Source organism: Luteimonas salinisoli (assembly GCF_013425525.1).
GTDB classification, from domain to species: domain Bacteria; phylum Pseudomonadota; class Gammaproteobacteria; order Xanthomonadales; family Xanthomonadaceae; genus Luteimonas; species Luteimonas salinisoli.
This window is the reverse complement of sequence record NZ_JACCKA010000086.1, coordinates 33,789-50,152: the sequence shown is the minus strand read 5'-3', so window position 1 is coordinate 50,152 and position 16,364 is coordinate 33,789. Positions and strand designations below refer to the sequence as shown.

Annotated in this window: 13 protein-coding genes; 4 read left to right on the top strand and 9 right to left on the bottom strand. The window is 64.6% G+C overall.

The window, feature by feature from the left end:
- Positions 1-248 precede the first annotated feature (248 nt).
- The 6 genes from H0E84_RS15535 to H0E84_RS15510 all read right to left on the bottom strand — a co-directional run bounded on the left by H0E84_RS15535 (position 249) and on the right by H0E84_RS15510 (position 11,156).
- Positions 249-1,913, bottom strand: coding sequence for a DUF262 domain-containing protein (locus tag H0E84_RS15535; RefSeq protein WP_257644255.1), 1,665 nt, complete (start codon positions 1,911-1,913; stop codon positions 249-251).
- 2 nt (positions 1,914-1,915) lie between these two features.
- Positions 1,916-3,394: a type I restriction-modification system subunit M gene (locus H0E84_RS15530; protein WP_180679556.1), complete on the bottom strand. Its 1,479-nt coding sequence runs from the start codon at positions 3,392-3,394 to the stop codon at positions 1,916-1,918.
- A 1-nt stretch (position 3,395) separates the two neighbouring features.
- A complete protein-coding gene (locus H0E84_RS15525; protein WP_180679555.1) occupies positions 3,396-5,849 on the bottom strand; it encodes a hypothetical protein in 2,454 nt (817 codons plus the stop codon).
- Entirely contained in the window at positions 5,846-7,366 is a 1,521-nt protein-coding gene (locus H0E84_RS15520; RefSeq protein WP_180679554.1) for a restriction endonuclease subunit S, read from the bottom strand. The genes H0E84_RS15525 and H0E84_RS15520 overlap by 4 nt, the downstream gene beginning before the upstream one ends.
- Complete coding sequence (locus tag H0E84_RS15515) at positions 7,363-10,125, bottom strand: type I restriction endonuclease subunit R (RefSeq protein WP_345776331.1); 2,763 nt, start codon at positions 10,123-10,125, stop codon at positions 7,363-7,365. Before H0E84_RS15515 ends, H0E84_RS15520 begins: the two co-directional genes overlap by 4 nt.
- A gap of 131 nt (positions 10,126-10,256) precedes the next feature.
- Positions 10,257-11,156 (bottom strand): AraC family transcriptional regulator, encoded by a 900-nt coding sequence (locus H0E84_RS15510; protein WP_180679552.1) that lies wholly within the window; start codon positions 11,154-11,156, stop codon positions 10,257-10,259.
- An 85-nt stretch (positions 11,157-11,241) separates the two neighbouring features.
- Here H0E84_RS15510 and H0E84_RS15505 point away from each other — a divergent pair, with 85 nt between their 5' ends.
- Positions 11,242-11,787, top strand: coding sequence for a carboxymuconolactone decarboxylase family protein (locus H0E84_RS15505; RefSeq protein ID WP_180679551.1), 546 nt, complete (start codon positions 11,242-11,244; stop codon positions 11,785-11,787).
- Positions 11,788-12,069: 282 nt separating this feature from the next.
- Here H0E84_RS15505 and H0E84_RS15500 read toward each other — a convergent pair whose 3' ends face one another.
- Both H0E84_RS15500 and H0E84_RS15495 read right to left on the bottom strand, forming a co-directional pair.
- On the bottom strand, positions 12,070-12,372 hold the full coding sequence (locus H0E84_RS15500; protein ID WP_180679550.1) for a type II toxin-antitoxin system RelE/ParE family toxin: 303 nt from the start codon (positions 12,370-12,372) through the stop codon (positions 12,070-12,072).
- Positions 12,369-12,647 (bottom strand): YlcI/YnfO family protein, encoded by a 279-nt coding sequence (locus H0E84_RS15495; protein WP_180679549.1) that lies wholly within the window; start codon positions 12,645-12,647, stop codon positions 12,369-12,371. The genes H0E84_RS15500 and H0E84_RS15495 overlap by 4 nt, the downstream gene beginning before the upstream one ends.
- A 300-nt stretch (positions 12,648-12,947) precedes the next feature.
- On the opposite strand from H0E84_RS15495, the gene H0E84_RS15490 reads away from it, so the two are divergent.
- Positions 12,948-13,370 (top strand): hypothetical protein, encoded by a 423-nt coding sequence (locus tag H0E84_RS15490; protein ID WP_180679548.1) that lies wholly within the window; start codon positions 12,948-12,950, stop codon positions 13,368-13,370.
- Between the two features lie 161 nt (positions 13,371-13,531).
- Entirely contained in the window at positions 13,532-13,882 is a 351-nt protein-coding gene (locus tag H0E84_RS15485) for a DUF2200 domain-containing protein (RefSeq protein WP_180679547.1), read from the top strand.
- Positions 13,883-13,915: 33 nt separating this feature from the next.
- Here H0E84_RS15485 and H0E84_RS15480 read toward each other — a convergent pair whose 3' ends face one another.
- Positions 13,916-15,376, bottom strand: coding sequence for a serine hydrolase domain-containing protein (locus tag H0E84_RS15480; RefSeq protein WP_180679546.1), 1,461 nt, complete (start codon positions 15,374-15,376; stop codon positions 13,916-13,918).
- A 291-nt stretch (positions 15,377-15,667) separates the two neighbouring features.
- On the opposite strand from H0E84_RS15480, the gene H0E84_RS15475 reads away from it, so the two are divergent.
- Positions 15,668-16,090, top strand: a complete 423-nt coding sequence (locus H0E84_RS15475) for a DUF1801 domain-containing protein (protein ID WP_180679545.1) — start codon at positions 15,668-15,670, stop codon at positions 16,088-16,090.
- Positions 16,091-16,364 lie beyond the last annotated feature (274 nt).

Sequence of the window (16,364 nt, the reverse complement as noted above, 5' to 3'; positions counted from 1 at the left end):
TTCGGCACAATCCGGGCGTTTCGCTCGCGGGACGCGCCTCGCCGCTCTGAGCGCGGTGGTGGTGCGTGAGCCCGTCCGGTCTACGTGTTCGGCCGCGAAGTTGCCTCACTGGAAGCGGAAGGCGACTTCAAGAGTTCGATGCCGTATCACCACGACGCCGCGGAAAGGGCCGCGCCAGAACGCGGCCATCTCGCTAGTTGTCGCGCGACACGCGATCCTGGCGCAGCAAACTTTCTAGTAGCGTACGATCACTGTGGCCAGCAGGCCACTGCCATCTCCCCTAGACGACGTCCGCGCGCAGAAATCTCTTCTTGTGTCCACACTTCTGCTTCAAGAATGTCTCGACTCAACTCCAGATGAGTGTTTCGCAGCTTCTCCTTCTTGGTGGAGAAGGGAAGATTGCCGAGCTCAGAGTTGTAGCCCGTCAACGTCAGATTTCCGAGGGTGTCGAGCCAGCGTTCGTGGATCGAGACATAGTCAGGACCCAAGTCATTCTTCCAAGGATCGGTCAACGCTTGGGGCATTACGTGTTCCATGGTTGAACTGGAAACATCCACCGGCTCCTTGTGCTTATGCGCACGTTCCAATGCGTCTAGCACGAAACGCGCGAGCTTTCGGCGAGGGTACAAGCGTTGGGTTAGCAACGCTTCGCGGAACTCGTCATCCCCCGGCCATCGCCTGCTGCCAGAGCCGCCCTGTAACCGCTCCCTCAGCCAGACATGCGGCTGCGCCTCCGGTAGGTTAGTACATAGCTCAAGCGTCATCTTGTTCAGCGCGTTTGTGGGTACACCACAAACAGAACGCCGAACATAGAATGACTCAAGCGTCGCCAGCGCCTTTGCCAAGTCGTCATCATTGATCACGCCATCTCGGCGGTTCTGATATAGCCGGATCAGCAGGGGATAAAACACGGTCGAGTCCAGCTCGAGGATCGCCCGGAGCCCTCGACGAAGCGACTCACTCGACTCGTCGTCAGGGTCAATGAAGGTCGCGTAGTCCTCTGCTGAGCGCTTCATCTCCTGGAGCCGCCAACGTACGCCGTCGACATCCTTGAGCTTCTCGAACTCCGCCTTACAAGCGGTGTAAATATCGCCCTTTCGCACGTTGCGCCCGCCCCGCATACCGTAGTGCCGTAGGAACTCCGGCATCGATGCGTCCAACAGCGCCTCCATAGGGCGCCATAGATCTTCATAGGCGACTTCCTGTTCACCGCCGGCCGCTGTGGAATGCTGGAAACGCATCAACACATAGTTGCGAACCAGATCAGCCTGATTCAACGGCTTACCCTTGTGGTTGAGACTCTCGAAGATCAGGTACGGATCGTCAGACTCGCCCAGATTGATCATCACGACCTGCAGGGCCTGCTGGATCGTCGCTAGGATCTCCCTCGTGGAGAGCGGATTCCCTTCGTCATCCATACCGTCCATCTTGCCGAGAAAATGGCGATACGCTTGAACAACGCGCGTTTCCTCGTGCGCTGCGAGATCCTTGCGAGAGACCACCGCGTTATAGGCTGCCCGATCAACTTGCGTGGGCACCAGCTTCAGGTCGTCCGGAGCCTGATAGTGTCGGTTGGTCAGAAAATCACCGATGATCCCTTCCGTGGGCGCATCGTTCTCAGAGGCCGCCTTGTCCCGAATGGCCGCCAACAACAACGACAGGGTTGTCAGCCGCTGCTGACCGTCGATCACTAGGTGCTTCCCGACGCCAACGGGCACCGATTTCACTGGCACTGTCACGATAGCTCCCATGAAGTGCGAAGCTCGATCGTCCGGGGCGTATTGGGCCATAAGATCGTCCCAGAGGGTGTTCCAGTCACGTGGCTCCCATGAGTAGGGCCTCTGGAATAACGGGATAAGTCCCTGTTTTGAACCATCGAAGTACTGAATAATGTTGACCGGTGCCGCTTCCATTGTCACGCCCCCTCTCTAGCGATTGGTTTCGCCAGCTCATCTGCAACGGACTGAAACCCCTCCAGCGCGGCCTGCAGGCTCTCGACGATATCCATTGCGATCACGTCGGGCGGAGGCAGGCTATCGATGTCGTCTAGGCTGTCGTCCTTGAGCCAAAAGATGTCGAGGTTGAGCTTGTCCCGTTTGAGTAGGTCGGCGACATCAAACTTGCGAAAGCGTTCGGTTTCCTTGCGCTTGCTTCGGTTGCCTGCCTTGTAGCAATCCCTAAAATCGCCCAGATCGGATAGTTTGAGCGGATTCTTCTTCAGGGTGAAGTGCAGGTTTGTCCGGAAGTCGTAGATCCACAGCGCCTTGGTGTTCGGCTTACGGTCTGCGCGTGGAGGGTGCTTGTCAAAGAACAACACGTTGGCTTTGACGCCGGGCTTATAGAAGATGCCGGTGGGCAGACGCACCAGGGTGTGGAAGTCGAACTGTTCCAGCAGGCGGCGACGGATGCCCTCGCCGGCGCTGCCGGCCTCGAACAGCACATTGTCCGGCAGCACCACGGCGGCGCGGCCATCACCCTGCATGATGGTCATGATGTGCTGCAGAAAGTTGAGCTGCTTGTTGGAAGTGGTGAATTTGAAGTCCTCGCGCTCGTAGTCCTCGCGCTCGGTATCCACTTCGCCGTCCTCGCCAATCACCTTGTAACTGGACTTCTTGCCGAAGGGCGGGTTGGTCAGGATCACGTCATAGCGGTCGCCTGAATCGAATGCCAGCGCGTCGCCAGCACGGATCGGCGACTCGCCGTTGCCGATGCCATGCAGGTACATGTTCATTGCGCAAAGCCGAACCACCTCGTCGACGATGTCCGTACCGCTGATGGACTTCTCGCGCAGCTTTCGCTGCTGCGCGCGGTCCTGCGCGTTGGGCTTCATGTGTTCGTATGCGGACAGCAGGAATCCGCCGGTGCCACAGGCCGGGTCGTGCACGTTCTCACCGACCTGCGGGTCAATGACTTCCACCATCACGTCGATCAGAGGGCGCGGCGTGAAGTACTGCCCGGCACCTGATTTCACCTCGGCTGCGTTCTTCTCCAGCAGACCTTCGTAGATCGCGCCCTTCACGTCCACGCCGATGCCGATCCAGGTCTCTCCGTTGATCAGCGACACCACGCGCTTGAGCTTGGCCGGGTCGGTGAGCTTGTTCTGGGCTTTGCGGAAGATGGTGCCGATCAGGCCCTTCTCCTTTGCCAACGCTTCCAGCGTGTGGCGGTACTGCAGTTCCAGCTCATCACCAGCCAGCGGTGCGAGCTTGGCCCAGCGCCACTTTGCAGGGATGGCCGACGGCTCGCCGAGGAGCTCGGTGCGCTCTTCGTCCATCTTCAGGAACAGCAGGAAGGTGATCTGTTCGACGTAGTCGCCGTACCCGATACCCTGGTCGCGCAGCACGTGCGCGAAGTTCCAGACCTTGGATACAAGGGAGGTGTAGTCATTTGCCATGTCAGTCTTTTCGCTTGTTGTTATTGCCTAGGCCACGCCACCAGTCACCCACCACCTTGCCAGCCTTCCCGGCCGCCAATGCAGTCCGCTCGGCAGCCTTGTGCGAAACCTCCGTCACCCGGTCAGCAGTGGATGGGCGGTGCGCAAACACTTCCGACATAGCAGAGAGTTCAGCCTGGTAGAGCGAGGGGTGTAGCGTGCTGGTGGTCAGCCAGCTCATGAGGCGGGTCGCGGAAACTTCCACCGCAGCTGTCTCGTCGTCACACATTGCCTTCAACCGGAGTCGCGCTTCGCGAAGAAAGGTCAGCTCGTCCTCGAGCCGCCACTGAAGATAGCGGGCCACCACAGCCTGGGAATCGGCCGGCTGCCGATCCCGCAGCAGTTCGGCTTTTGCACGGATCGCATCATCAGCACACCCGGCCAATGCAGCGGTCGCCTGTTCTGCCTCCTGGGCCCACTTGCGATACGTCTCGTCCTGAAGCAACTCGTCGAGCTTGCCCTTCAACCGGCCGGACTGCCGCTGGCTGAGAATGGGCATAACCGCGCCCAGCACCAGCGCACCAGCAGGCCCGAACAGCAGCAAACCGACGCCGACGCCCACATAATTGCCGGCAACCGCCAGTCCTGCCCGGGCACCCCCGTCGAGCAGCACCTCCTGAAAAGCTTGCGTTCCCGTGATCTCATCTCGATTGACTCGCTCGAGGTTGCGGATGCCGCTCAGCACCAGCGTGAACAGCGGCACGTCCGGGTGCAGCATGTCGCCACCGGCCTCGAATGAAGACCGGGTGACGTGTTCGACGACCTCGTTGCTGTACCCCTCCACGAAATGGATCTGGTCCGCCCATTCGGGCAGGTCATCGGCCGAACGCGCGGCCAGTTCGTCGGCAACTTCGGCGTTGGCAATCACCGGGTAGTCATAGCCACTGTCGAAGTGTTGCTGCAGACCGGCCAGAGAGCCCACGTCCTTGACCTGGAACCTGACGCCATCCACCGCGACATCCCATCCCGCCTCGTTCGACGCCGCCGGGAACTCGACCACGTGCCCCTGCTCGATGAGCCGGGCTGCAACTACCCGCTCCGCGACGTAGCCCTTCAGATTGCTGACCGCCCCCAGATGGGCGGATGCGTCCATGGACTCGATGCGGTGTGCGAACGCCGCGAACGCCACCGGGTCGTCCAGTACGTCGATACGGGAAAAGTCCGCCGCCTCCAGCACAAGGGGGTCAAGGCTGTACGCGTTGTAGGCGATGTCGCCCAGCGTCAGGCCTGCCAGCAAGACGGTGTCGCGCTGCTCGCCGATCAGCTCGCGTAGCCGATCAGAACCGCTGCCCACCCCTGTCGGCCGCTCCATGACGTTGACGACTGAATCGTCGATCACGGTCGCCTTCCGTCCTGCTGCGGCGATCCTGTTCCAGTCCGTCCGGTACCCGCCCAGCACAGCCGGCGCCAGGCCACCCGTCTGGCCGAGTTTTTCGAGACTGGGAAACGCAGCCAGCATCGCGCGGATACCGGCGGCGCCCGCCTCCAACCCATTGAGCGCGAGCAGCGAGAGGACCCGCACACCGACAGCGCCACGCACTTTCTGGTTGGCCGACCGCGTGGCCCACCAGCCCACGCTGGCGGTGGCCGCGATGATCGTGATCGGGTTGGACAGTACAGCCACCACCGAAACCAGCGCCGGCCCGCTTACCAGCGGAATGAAGGCCGATGCCTGGGCAGCGAGGATGTAAGCGGAGAAGCCGGCCAGGCTGACACTGGCGCCAAGGGCACCCAAGCCGCCGCCGGTGAGCAGGATTTTTCTCAGCGCGGCGTCGTTTACGCCATCCGCCTCCACTGCATGCATCAGCCGTTCCCGGTCTTCTGGCGGCAACAGGCCAACGCGGGCTCGGACCTCGGAAAGCAGGCGTTCGCGCGCCTGCACTGATTTGGCATCGTTAGCGTTGAAAAACGGTGCCATCAGTTCTTCCATCGTCTTGCGGGCCAAGGCATCCAGCGTGGCCGGCACCTCCTTGGCGCTCTTCAGTCCCCACTCCTGCGCGTACTTCGTTACCCGGCTGGGCTGCAGGGAATGCAGAGCGCGCGCTACCATGTCGTCCGCAGCCGTTGCCGCAGAACGACAGGAAGTGAACGTCACGGGCAGCAGGGCGAAGGCCTCACGCAGGTACATCCACAACAGCACGCGCAAGGCGTCGTCCGAGAGCGGCGAAGTCAGCCATGCTTGAGTCGTGCTTCTGATGGACGCGGCCGCTTCTGCATCCGTTGGGTCGGCAACGATGTTGATCTTGCTCGGCGACAGGCGGCCCATCGGGAAGCCGATACGACGTTGCAAGGTGCTGTCGTCGAATAACGCCAGACAAGCTGCCAGCAGATCGCGGGGGGCTGCGCCCAGCCCCGCCACAATATCACGCGAGGTCATGACCGGCGCAGCACCAATCGATCCCGAATCTGTGTTCATCTGGACTTCTTCTTTGGGCCGCGCGCGGGCATCGTTCTCTTAGCTTCGGCGCGCCCGACGGCGATGCGCTGAAGAAGAGTAGACGCCGGCTCATCTTCAGGATGCTGCGAAACCAGACTTCCCGAGAATGCAGACCTCAATATGGCCTGTCTGAGCGCGCCGGCTCGCTTCCGCGATTGACCCTGCTCCATTGACAAGCTTTCGACTTGAGACAATCGCTGGTCAATCAGAGATATCGCAGCAGCGCGCTCCTCGGACGGAGGGATCGGAATGGCGATTTCCGCAATGTCGCCCTGCGAGATCTTGTAGATGCCGGCCGTAGTCTTCGCTTTTCGCTCGATCTGCTCGCGAACAAGCCGCGACTGCCAAACACGTTGGAGCCAATATCCGACACCCAGCTCATCAGCGGGTCGGTACCGGATCATCGTATCTGGAAACACAACCAGCTCAGGCGGCTCTTGCGCAAGAACGGCACGACCAACGAGAGCCAACGAACCATTGGCGCGCGACACGAAGAAGTCACCCGCTTCTATGCGGAGCCTTTCGGCTTTGCTGTTCGCAATCGGGATGTATCGTCTGGCTGCGTAGTCGAACCCCGAGTCACCCAGGGCATCCAAACGCAAGGCCGGGATACCCGGCGGCGCATTCGCGCCTTTGACCGAGATTCCGTTGGTCGAAGCGACCCCACACAACATAGGAAGCGACGCCCAAACCCATCCCTCTGGCAGAATTGGGAGACCGGTTAGGCTAGGCTCCGACGGCTTGACATACCTCTTTTTCCACGCTTCATCCTTGGGCGTGATGCCATTGGCCTGCATCTTGGATAGCTCTGCGTTCTCCCAGGCTTCGCGGCGCACGGTGAGGATGCGGGTGAGCAGGGCTTCGCCGGATTCGATGGGCTGGCCAGCGGCCTTGCGCGCCTCGCGCCAGTCGCGGGTCAGTTCGCCGGTGACGGCGGCCTTGAGTACGGACTGGCGGTAACGCTCCACCAGCTTCGACACGCGCTCCATCGCGCGCTCGCCTTCGTCGATGCGGCTGAACAGCTCATCGATCTTGGAGACGATTCGCTTTTGCTCATTGAGCGGAGGCAGACTGATCGGGTGACGGTTAAACTTGGCCTTCGTGATGTGGACCATTCCAGATCCGTGGGCCTTCTTGTACAGGCCAGCCAAGGCATCCTTGAGGGCGTAGTAAAGGAAGGGCTTGGTGACGGCTCTTTCCTCAACTTCAACCCGGAAGATGTGCTGGTTGAGCCAAGCGGGCCCACGATTCCAGACATACACCCCAAGCGACGCCGCCCATGCCACCAAGAGGTCGCCATCGTCAACGCGATACTTCCCTTCGTGCTGTTGATCCGAATAGTTGAACTGAGCAGACTCATCGTTGAGATTCTGGATGCGGATGATCGGCAGGCCCGCCTTCTTCCATTCCTCCTTCTTGAAACCCCTACCATTGATGTATCGGCCAAGCGAGCCGATGTCGGTGAGCGCCCAGCCTGGCGGTAGCTCATCACTCATGCCACCAATGCCTCGGTCAACTCATCAAGCACCCCGTTGAGTTCGGTTCCAAACAGCTTGCGCGCCTCGATCACCCCGCCCCAGTCGGCGAACGGGTGGTCACGCATCAGGTCGGCGGGGGCAATCTCTACATTGGCGGCGAGATAGTCGCGGATGGCTTTGAGCCAATTCATCTGGTCCTCGTTGAAGTCGCGGCCGGCCTTCTTCTGGCGGCCGATCCAAAGATTGAATTTCTGTTCGACCCGGGCCGAGTACGGCTCCAGCAGGTCGGCCTGGCCGGTGGCGAAGCGCACCAGTGAGATGACGTCGGTGAGCACCTTGTCGCTGGGGGCACCCCGCACCAGCGTGGCTTCCAGCCGCTTGTAGGCCTGCCACACATCGGCAGTGGTGAGGTGAGTCGGTGGATCGGCCAGCGCCTGCGCCAGTTGCTTGACGCTGGCGTAGGTGAGCCGGCGCTTCGGGAAGGGCTGGTTGTAGAGTATCTGCAGGGCGAGCAACTCGTCCTTGTGCGTGTCGATGAACTCACGGAAGGAGGTGACGCGCTGCTGGGCCTGCTTCAGGTCGTAGCCGGCTTCGAGCACTTCATCGGTGGTGCCCTCGTCGATGACGATATCGGTCTTCTTCTTGATCGCCTTGATCAGATTGCGTAGATCGGCGTCATCCAGCGGAGCGCAGGCGTCTTCGCGCAGATCGGCCTCGACGGCTTCCACTTCCTTCTGCGTGGCGGCCTCGACACTGCCGTGGCGGTCATTGACGGCGGCCTCGATGATGTCGGGGCTGATGGACTGCAGCAGCTTGGCGGCCAGCGCCTTGAGGCTGGTGCCCTTGGCGACGGTGGCGATTCGCTGGCGGTCCTCGTCGTCGATCTGGCGGTCCAGCGCCGCCAGACGGCCGGCAAGACTGGAGATCGCATCCGGGTCGCGGCGACCCTGCGCGATCTGGTCGATCAGCTTGTCGAAACCGATGGCGCGCTTGCGCTCCAGCGGCTGCGAGACGGACTTCATGCCCTCGGTGACGCCCACGGCATCCACCAGCACGAAACGGGTCTTAGTCTGCGCGTCAGGGGTTACTTGCTGCAGGTCGGCGTTACGGATGGTGCGCACGCCCCGGCCCTTCATCTGCTCGTAGTAACCCTCCGACTTCACGTCGCGCATGAAGATCAGGCATTCCACGGGCTTGATGTCGGTGCCGGTGGCGATCATGTCGACGGTGACCGCGATACGCGGGAACGGATCGACGCGGAAGGCCTTGATCAGTTCCTTGGGCTTCTCGCTGGTCTGGTAGGTGATCTTCTTGGCGAACTCATTGCCCTGCCCGAATACTTCCCAGCAGGCCTGCACGATCTCCTCGGCGTGGTTGTCGTCCTTCGCGAAGATCAGTGTCTTGGGCACCCACTGTCCGCTGCGGCCGGGGAACAGTTCGGTGAACAGGTTGTCGCGGTAACAACGCAGGACGGCACGGATCTGGTTTGGAACGGTGACGGAGTTGTCCAGTTCTTTCTTCGTGTAGCCGAGGTCCTCGTCAAGCTGCTTGTAGCGGATGGCCCGGGTGCGGCGATCACGCACGGGCACCTTGTAGCCGCCTTCGACGGTGCCGCCTTCCTCGCCGACCTGGGTCTTGATGCGGAACACCTCGAAGCCGACGTTGACGCCGTCCACCACCGATTGCTCGTAGGGATATTCGGCGACGAGGTTGCTGTTGAAGAAGCCCAGCGTGTGCTTGCTCGGCGTGGCGGTGAGGCCGATCAGGTGGGCGTCGAAGTAGTCGAGCACCTGCCGCCACAGGCCGTAGATGGAGCGGTGGCACTCGTCGGTGACGATGAAATCGAAGGTTTCGGGCGGGATGGCCGGGTTGTACTCGACCGGGCGCAGTTCGCCTTCTTCGTTGGCCCAGGTCTCGAACGCCGAGCCTTCCTCGGCGGATTCGTCCAGCTCGTCGCCTCGCAGCATTGCGTACAGGCGCTGGATGGTGGTGATGACCACCTTGGCGTCCTTGTCGATCTGGCTGCCGTGGAGGTGCTGGACTATATAGGTCTGGGTGAACTTGCGGCCCGCACCGGGCGGTTCGTAGTTCTGGTACTCCTTGAGCGTCTGGTCGCCGAGGTTGTTGCGGTCGACCAGGAACAGGATGCGTTTCGCCTTGGCGTGCTTGAGCAGGCGCCAACTGAAAGTGCAGGCGGTGAAGGTCTTGCCGGCGCCGGTGGCCATCTGGATCAGGGCCCGGGGCCTGTCGTCCGCCAGCGAGCGCTCAAGGCCTTCGACGGCGTCGATCTGGCAGTCGCGCAATCCTGATGGGTCCAGCGTCGGCATGTGCCGCAGGCGCTTTCGCAGGGTGTCCTCTTCCTTCAGCCATGCGTGCAGTGTGGACGGCTGGTGGAAGGCGAAGACACGGCGCGAGCGCGGGGCGGGATCCGCGGCGTCGCGGAAGAAGGTTTCCTCGCCGGTGGATTCGTAGTCGAAGCGCAGGGTATTGGCCCAGCACGCGACGTGGTCAGGCAGTTGGGACAGGTAGCGGGCAGCTTGCTCGGCGACGCCGCTGAGCGTAATGCCGGCCTTCTTGGCTTCAATCACACCACAGGCCTTGTCGCCGACGAACAGGAGGTAGTCGCACGGGCCGGCCTTGGTAGCGAACTCGCGCACGGCAACGCCTTCCCCCGCTTTGCGGTTGAAGTCGGCGCTGTCCTGGATGATCCAGCCCGCCGCTTCCAGCAGCGCGTCGATGCGTTCCCTTGCCAGTTGCTCCGGCGTTAGCGGCGCCACTTGCGTCTCCCCTGAGAGGTCCAAGCCTACTCCCATAGGCGCCCGTCGCCCAAGTTCTGGGCGCTGCCCCAAAGTGCTTCCTGGGCCTGCTGGAACCACGCGGGCGTTCCAGCAATTCGACCCAGCAGGGCCTATCCACCGGATGCATATCCTGTACCACTCCACCCCCGTGGCGACACCCCATACCGCCTACGAAACGCCTTAGACAACGCCCCCGCCTCCGCGAACCCAAGCTCATGCGCCACCTGCTTCACCGTGCGTCCCTCGCGCAGGCGGGTGGCGGCCAGGCCCAGGCGCCAGTCGAGCACGTAGGCGGCGGGTGTGGTGCCCACGGCGTGCTTGAACGCGGCGGCGAAGGCGCTGCGCGACATGCCGGCCTGCGCGGCCAGGCGTTCGAGCGGCCAGGGCTCGGCGGGGCGTGCGTGCAGCGCGGTGAGCGCCCGGGCCAGCTGCGGGTGCGACAGGCCGGCGAGGGTGCCGCGGTCCACGCCGGATTGCGTCGGGTGATCAAGCGCCCAGCGCAGCACCTGCACCAGCAGCACCTCGAACAGGCGGCCGGCCAGCAGGCGCGAGCCGCAGCGCACGCGGTCGGCTTCGGCGAACAGCAGGTCGAGGGTGGGGGCCAGGCCGTCCACCGCGGCCAGCGGCACCGCCAGCATGGCGGGGAGCGACTGCACGATGGGGTTGCGCGCGCCGCCGTCGAAATCGAGCGTGGCGCAGGTGAAGTCCGCGCCGTCCACCGGGGCGTTGTGGAATTCGTGGTGCACCGGGCGCGCGAACAGCAGCAGGGTGGGCTCGGCAAGCGCGGTGCGCACCAGGCCGTGGGCGCCGCGGTGCACCACCTCCATCGTGCCCCGGCGCAGCACGTGCAGGAAGGCGCGCCCGGGCGCGGGGTCGAACACGTGCAGGCCGCACAGCGGGCCGGTGTGGAACAGCTCGGCGTGCACGTGGAAGCGATCGAGCAGGGCGGCCAGGCGGTCGACCGGTGCCGGACCGGCCGCGGGTGGCGTGGACGAATCGGCAGATTTCATGGACGTTTCGGCGCCATGCGTCCAGAACGGGCGCCTAGTCTAGCCGCTGCCGCCAATCCCGGCGGCCCACGCAAAGGAGCACCCCATGTCCCGCATCCCCCTGGTCGACCCGGCCACCACCACCCCCGACCGCCAGGCCCTGCTGGCCGAGATCCACGCCGCCTTCGGCGCCACCCCCAACATGTTCCGCGCGGTGGCCAATTCGCCCGCCGCGCTCAGGTCGATGTGGGGCGCGTTCGGCGCGCTGGGCGGCGGGGCCCTGCCGGCGCGGCTGGGCGAGCAGGTGGCGGTGGCCATCGCCAACCGCAACGCCTGCGAGTACTGCCTGGCCGCGCACACCGTGCTGGGCCGCAAGGCCGGCGCCAGCGCCGAGGAGATGAGCGAGGCGCAGGACGGCCGCTCCGCCGACCCGAAGACCGCCGCGGCGCTGCGCTTCGCGTTGGCCGTGGTGGAGCAGCGCGGCCAGGTGGACGCGGCCGAGGTGCAGGCGCTGCGCGCGGCGGGCTTCGACGATGGCGAGGTGGTCGAGCTGCTGGCGCACGTGGCGCTCAACCTGTTCACCAACTACGTGAACGTGGCGCTGGCGGTGCCGGTGGATTTCCCGGCGGTGCGGCTGCGCGCGGCGGCTTGAGCGACGAATGCAGGCGTGCGGCGGGCCGCGCGCCTCGCGGGAGAGCGGCGCCTGGTTGGCGCCGCTCTCGGAGGTCATTCCCGGGTGGTTCGCTCGGCCGATCGCTTGGGCGGAAAAGCAGCTCCCCCATGGTGCGCCGATTCGACGAGAGGCGTGGGGGCATTGCGGAGATGTACCGTCAGGATTGCAGGGTGCCGATCAGCGCGTCCCTCTTGGCGCAGCGCATGCGATTGGCTTCGGAAAACTGCGAGCGTGGGGCTCGGGCGGGTGATTCGATGCCCGTCAATGATAGTCCTCTTCCCGCTGATGCCGTGCCGCGAGCACCGTGACCGTCCGGTCGTCCTCGACCTCGAACAACAGCACGTAGCCGCTGGTGCCGAAGCCGATGACGAGTTCACGCAGGAAAGAATCGCCGCCGTCCGCCCTGCGGCAGCTGAGCGGCGCCAGCTGCAGCACCGTGATGCCGTCGCGGATTGCCTGCAGTGCACGATCGGCCACCGCACCATCGGCGCGCTCCAGTAGCCAGTCGTACAGGCGGTGGAGGTCTTCGCGCGCTTCCTCCGTGAAGCGGACGCGGAAGTTCATCCCGGGCGCGCCCGCTTTCTGCGTGCGGCCTTCAGGCGGGTTTCCAGTCCGGCCACGACCTCGTCCGCCTCTACGTAGTGACCGCTGGCGCGGGCGCGCTCGCGCGAGGCCAGGCCGCGGGAGATGAACGCTTCCTGCTGCTGGCGCAGCTGAACCTGCGCACGGACCGACCGCTCGACGAAGCTGGAGAGGGTTTCGCCTTCCTGCAGCACGGCTTCGGCGGCCTCGCGCAGTGCCGGTTCGACCCGGAGCGAGGGCAGCGATGCGGTCTTCATGCGGTACCTCGTGCGTTGCAATTGCGATGCATGATGGATTGGCGGCCTGAGGAATGCAAGGGGCCTGCGGCGCGTGTCTTGGAGCTGCTTGTGGGCCACAGGCCCGCTCTGGCGGAAATCGTGTCGCAATGTTGGGCACGTCGGACAAGCACCTGATTTTCATCCTGCTTGCCGGGAGCCCAGGCGATCTCGGCTAGGCTTGCAACACGGCCGGAGAGGCTGGCCGAACTGAGGAAAAAATCCATGCGCGGACCCTCGAAGAAATGGGCGTATTCGGTCGACCGGACGCTTGGGAAACCAATGAAGATCATCGCCGCGATCGCCGCATTGCTACTGCCGCTTCAACTCTCCGCAGGGCATCCGGCGGCCACGGTTCCGGACCGCTTCGTCGGTCATTGGGCCGGCAGCCCCGGTTCGTGCGATGCCCACATCGACGACTTGATCCTTCGGATCGCACCCAACCACATCTCCTACTGGGAAAGCGAAGGCCCGATCGAGGCAGTAGTAGTTCGTGGCGACGAGATCGCGCTCATCTCGGAGTTGTCCGGCGAAGGCGAAACGTGGCTCGCCACCGCGAAGTTCACGCTCTCGGCGGATGGGCGCAGGCTGATCGACAGGACGAGCGCGCCCGGCCGGGAGCTGGTGCGTCACCGGTGCGCAAGCGCCGGCGGTGCGCGGTCCGCCAATTCATTCAGGCCGGTGCCGCTTCGCGGCATCGCCTAGGTCAGGGGGCCAGCTTTCACAAGCGGGCGTTCGGCCACGTCAATCAGTTCCAGCGCGGCCCGGGGTGCCTGTCGCTTTCGTCGGAGCGTGCATTCCGCTGGGATCGCGAGTGCGATGCAATGCAGGCAGGACGAACCGCTCGGCCCACCATCGGAGGAGCAATGAAGAACGACCATCGCATGGCCACGATGAAGTTCTCGAAGGTGTATCCGCTGTACCTTGCGAAGGCGGAGCGCAAGCAGCGCACCCGGGAGGAGGTCGACCAGGTGATCCGCTGGCTGACCGGATACAGCGACAGCGGGCTGCGGCAGCAGATCGACAAGGAAAGCGACTTCCAGACCTTCTTCGCCGAGGCCCCGGCCATCCACCCGAACAGTGCGCTGATCAAGGGGGTGGTCTGCGGCGTGCGCGTGGAGGATATCGAGGATCCGCTGGTGCGCAACGTCCGCTGCCTGGACAAGCTGATCGACGAACTGGCGAAGGGCAAGGCGCTGGAGAAGATCATGCGGTGACGGCGATGCCGGAGATATTGGAAAGGCCGAAGCCTAGTTCCGCGGGAAGTCATTGTTGTCGCCGCTGGCGGCGGTCACGCGCACCCAGCCGATGCCGCCGTCCTTCGCCTCGAGGAACCGGTAGCTGGTGTTGCGCGGAATTGAAAGGAAGGTCTCGTCGCCGACGGGGACGAGCGCCTGCGCGGCCTCCGCGCCGGGTTCCCGGAGGAGGAGGAGCCCGCCCTGCGCCGGCGTGAACGACAGCCTGTCTCCGCCATCCTCTTCCGCGCCGTAGGTGCCGGCGAAGCGCTCCAGCGCGTCCAGGGGGACGGCGGTTTCCCGGTAGACCTCGGGTTCCAGCAGCGCCCAGCCATACTCCCGGGCCACCGCGCGGGCGATCGACGCCATCAGGTCGAAGCCCTGGTCGCTGTTGGTCATCACGACCAGCGCTTGCCGGTGCGGGAGCGAGCCGACCAGGTAGCTGGTGAAACCGGCGTTGCTGCCCCAGTGTTCGAACAGCAGTTCGCCCGGGCCCAGCTTCTTGGTGAAGCCCAGCCTGGCGTCGGAGCGGGCGAAGACCTCCGCCGCCAGCGCGTCCGAAACGATCCGGTTCCGGCCCGGTCCATGGTCGGCCATGAGGGTGGCCGCGAAACGTGCAAGGTCGCCGGGCGTGGACCACAGCCCGCCCGCGGCCAGGAAGGGGAACGACCGGTCGGGGTAGGGCTGCAGGTCTTCCGCGTAGCCGGTGGCGGCCTCGGCCCTCAACGCCGGCGGCAGCGGCTGCACGAAGGAGCTGCGCCGCATGCCGGCAGGCGCGAATACGATCCGATCGATGGCGGTGGCGAAATCCTGGCCGGTCGCGTCCTGTATCAGCTTCTGGACGATGGCGTAGCCGGGATTCGAGTACCGGTAGCGCTGGCCGGGAACGGACTCGACCACGGCCGGCGGATCCACCGAAGGCGCGGTGCCCGCGAGCATGGCCTCCACCGTCGGCAGCTCCGCGCCGGGCGCGTAGGACGACCACAGGTGGTTCTTGACGCCCGCGGTATGGCCGATCAGCCGGCGCAGGGTGACCTTCTCGGTCTCGGTGAACCGGTCGACGGGGATCTCCCAGCCGCGCAGATGCAGATTGACGTCGTCGTCGAGGCCGATCAGGCCGCGGCCCGCCAGATGCAGGGCCGCCATGGCCGCCACCGGTTTGCTCAGCGATGCCGCCGCGAACACCGTGTCCGGCGTGACCGCGGTGCCGCGCCGCAGGTCGGCGTAGCCGAACGCGAGCTGCCAGCCGATCTCGCCGTCGTCGATGAAGGCGATGCCGACCCCGGGGATGCCCTGCTCCAGCATCGCCTGCGGGATGGACTTGGCGGTGTGGTGGCCTTCCAGGTAGTGGGCAGGCAGCACGTCCTCGCGGATGCGTGCGGCCGCGGATTCCGGCCCGGGGCCCGCTGGTGCCGCCGATGCGGCGGCGGACGCCAGCGCCCAGAGCACGCCCAGGCAGGCAGCGAGGAGTTTCATGCGGCGGCTACCGGTGAAGGATCGGGGCAGGCTGACGTCGCCACGCACGTCGATCAACCGCGATGCGACGGAAACGCCGATAGCGCGGATGGGCGCCCGATCGGGGCGACGGTTGGCATGCGTCGGCCTGCTCGCGGCGGCTTGGAGCGAGCGGAGGCCTGTGTTGCGGCATCGTGCAGGGTCCGGCGTCACCGCCCATTTGAGTGGCGAGCCGGTTTGCAGTCCAATTGTGCCGGCGCAAGGCTCTGGACAGGAGCCGTGCCCTCAGGCTCTCCCGATCAGGTGCAGATCATGACCAAGGCAGCGAAGAAGCCGGCCCTGTTGTCCGGCGGCAACCCGCAGATCCCCAAGGGCGATGGCGACGGCCCGGTGCAGGCCTACATCGAGGCGATGCCCGGCTGGAAGCGCGAGGTGGGGGAACGCCTGGATGCGCTGGTGGAGAAAGCCGTGCCCAAGGTGCGCAAGGCGGTGCGCTGGAACTCGCCCTTCTATGGCGTGGAGGGGCGGGGCTGGTTCCTCAGCTACCACTGCTTCACCCGATACGTGAAGGTGACTTTTCTCAATGGCGCCTCGCTGCGGCCCACGCCGCCCGAGGAGTCGAAGCACGAGCAGGTGCGCTATCTCCACATCCACGAGGACGAGGAGCTCGACGAGGCGCAGCTGACCAAGTGGTTCAAGCAGGCGGCGAAGCTGCCCGGCGACGAACTGTTCTGACCGGCCTCGCCGGCATCCATCGGGCATCGGCCACCTGCGTCCGATGCGGTGAGGCCGCGGTAGGCTCCGGTTGGGTTGGCGGTGATTCCCTGTGGTGGCCGATGGCGCCGGCTTTCGCGTGCATGGCACGCTCCTACGGGATGGCGGGTTTCTGCGGGGCGACCGCGCCGGTAATGCGCCCCGGGGCAATGTGCAGGGTGCAAGGTTTTGCACCGACCTAGGGGTAACCCCAGATGTCTCGGCGCGTGGCAAGGCGCAGCATTCGCCCATGCGC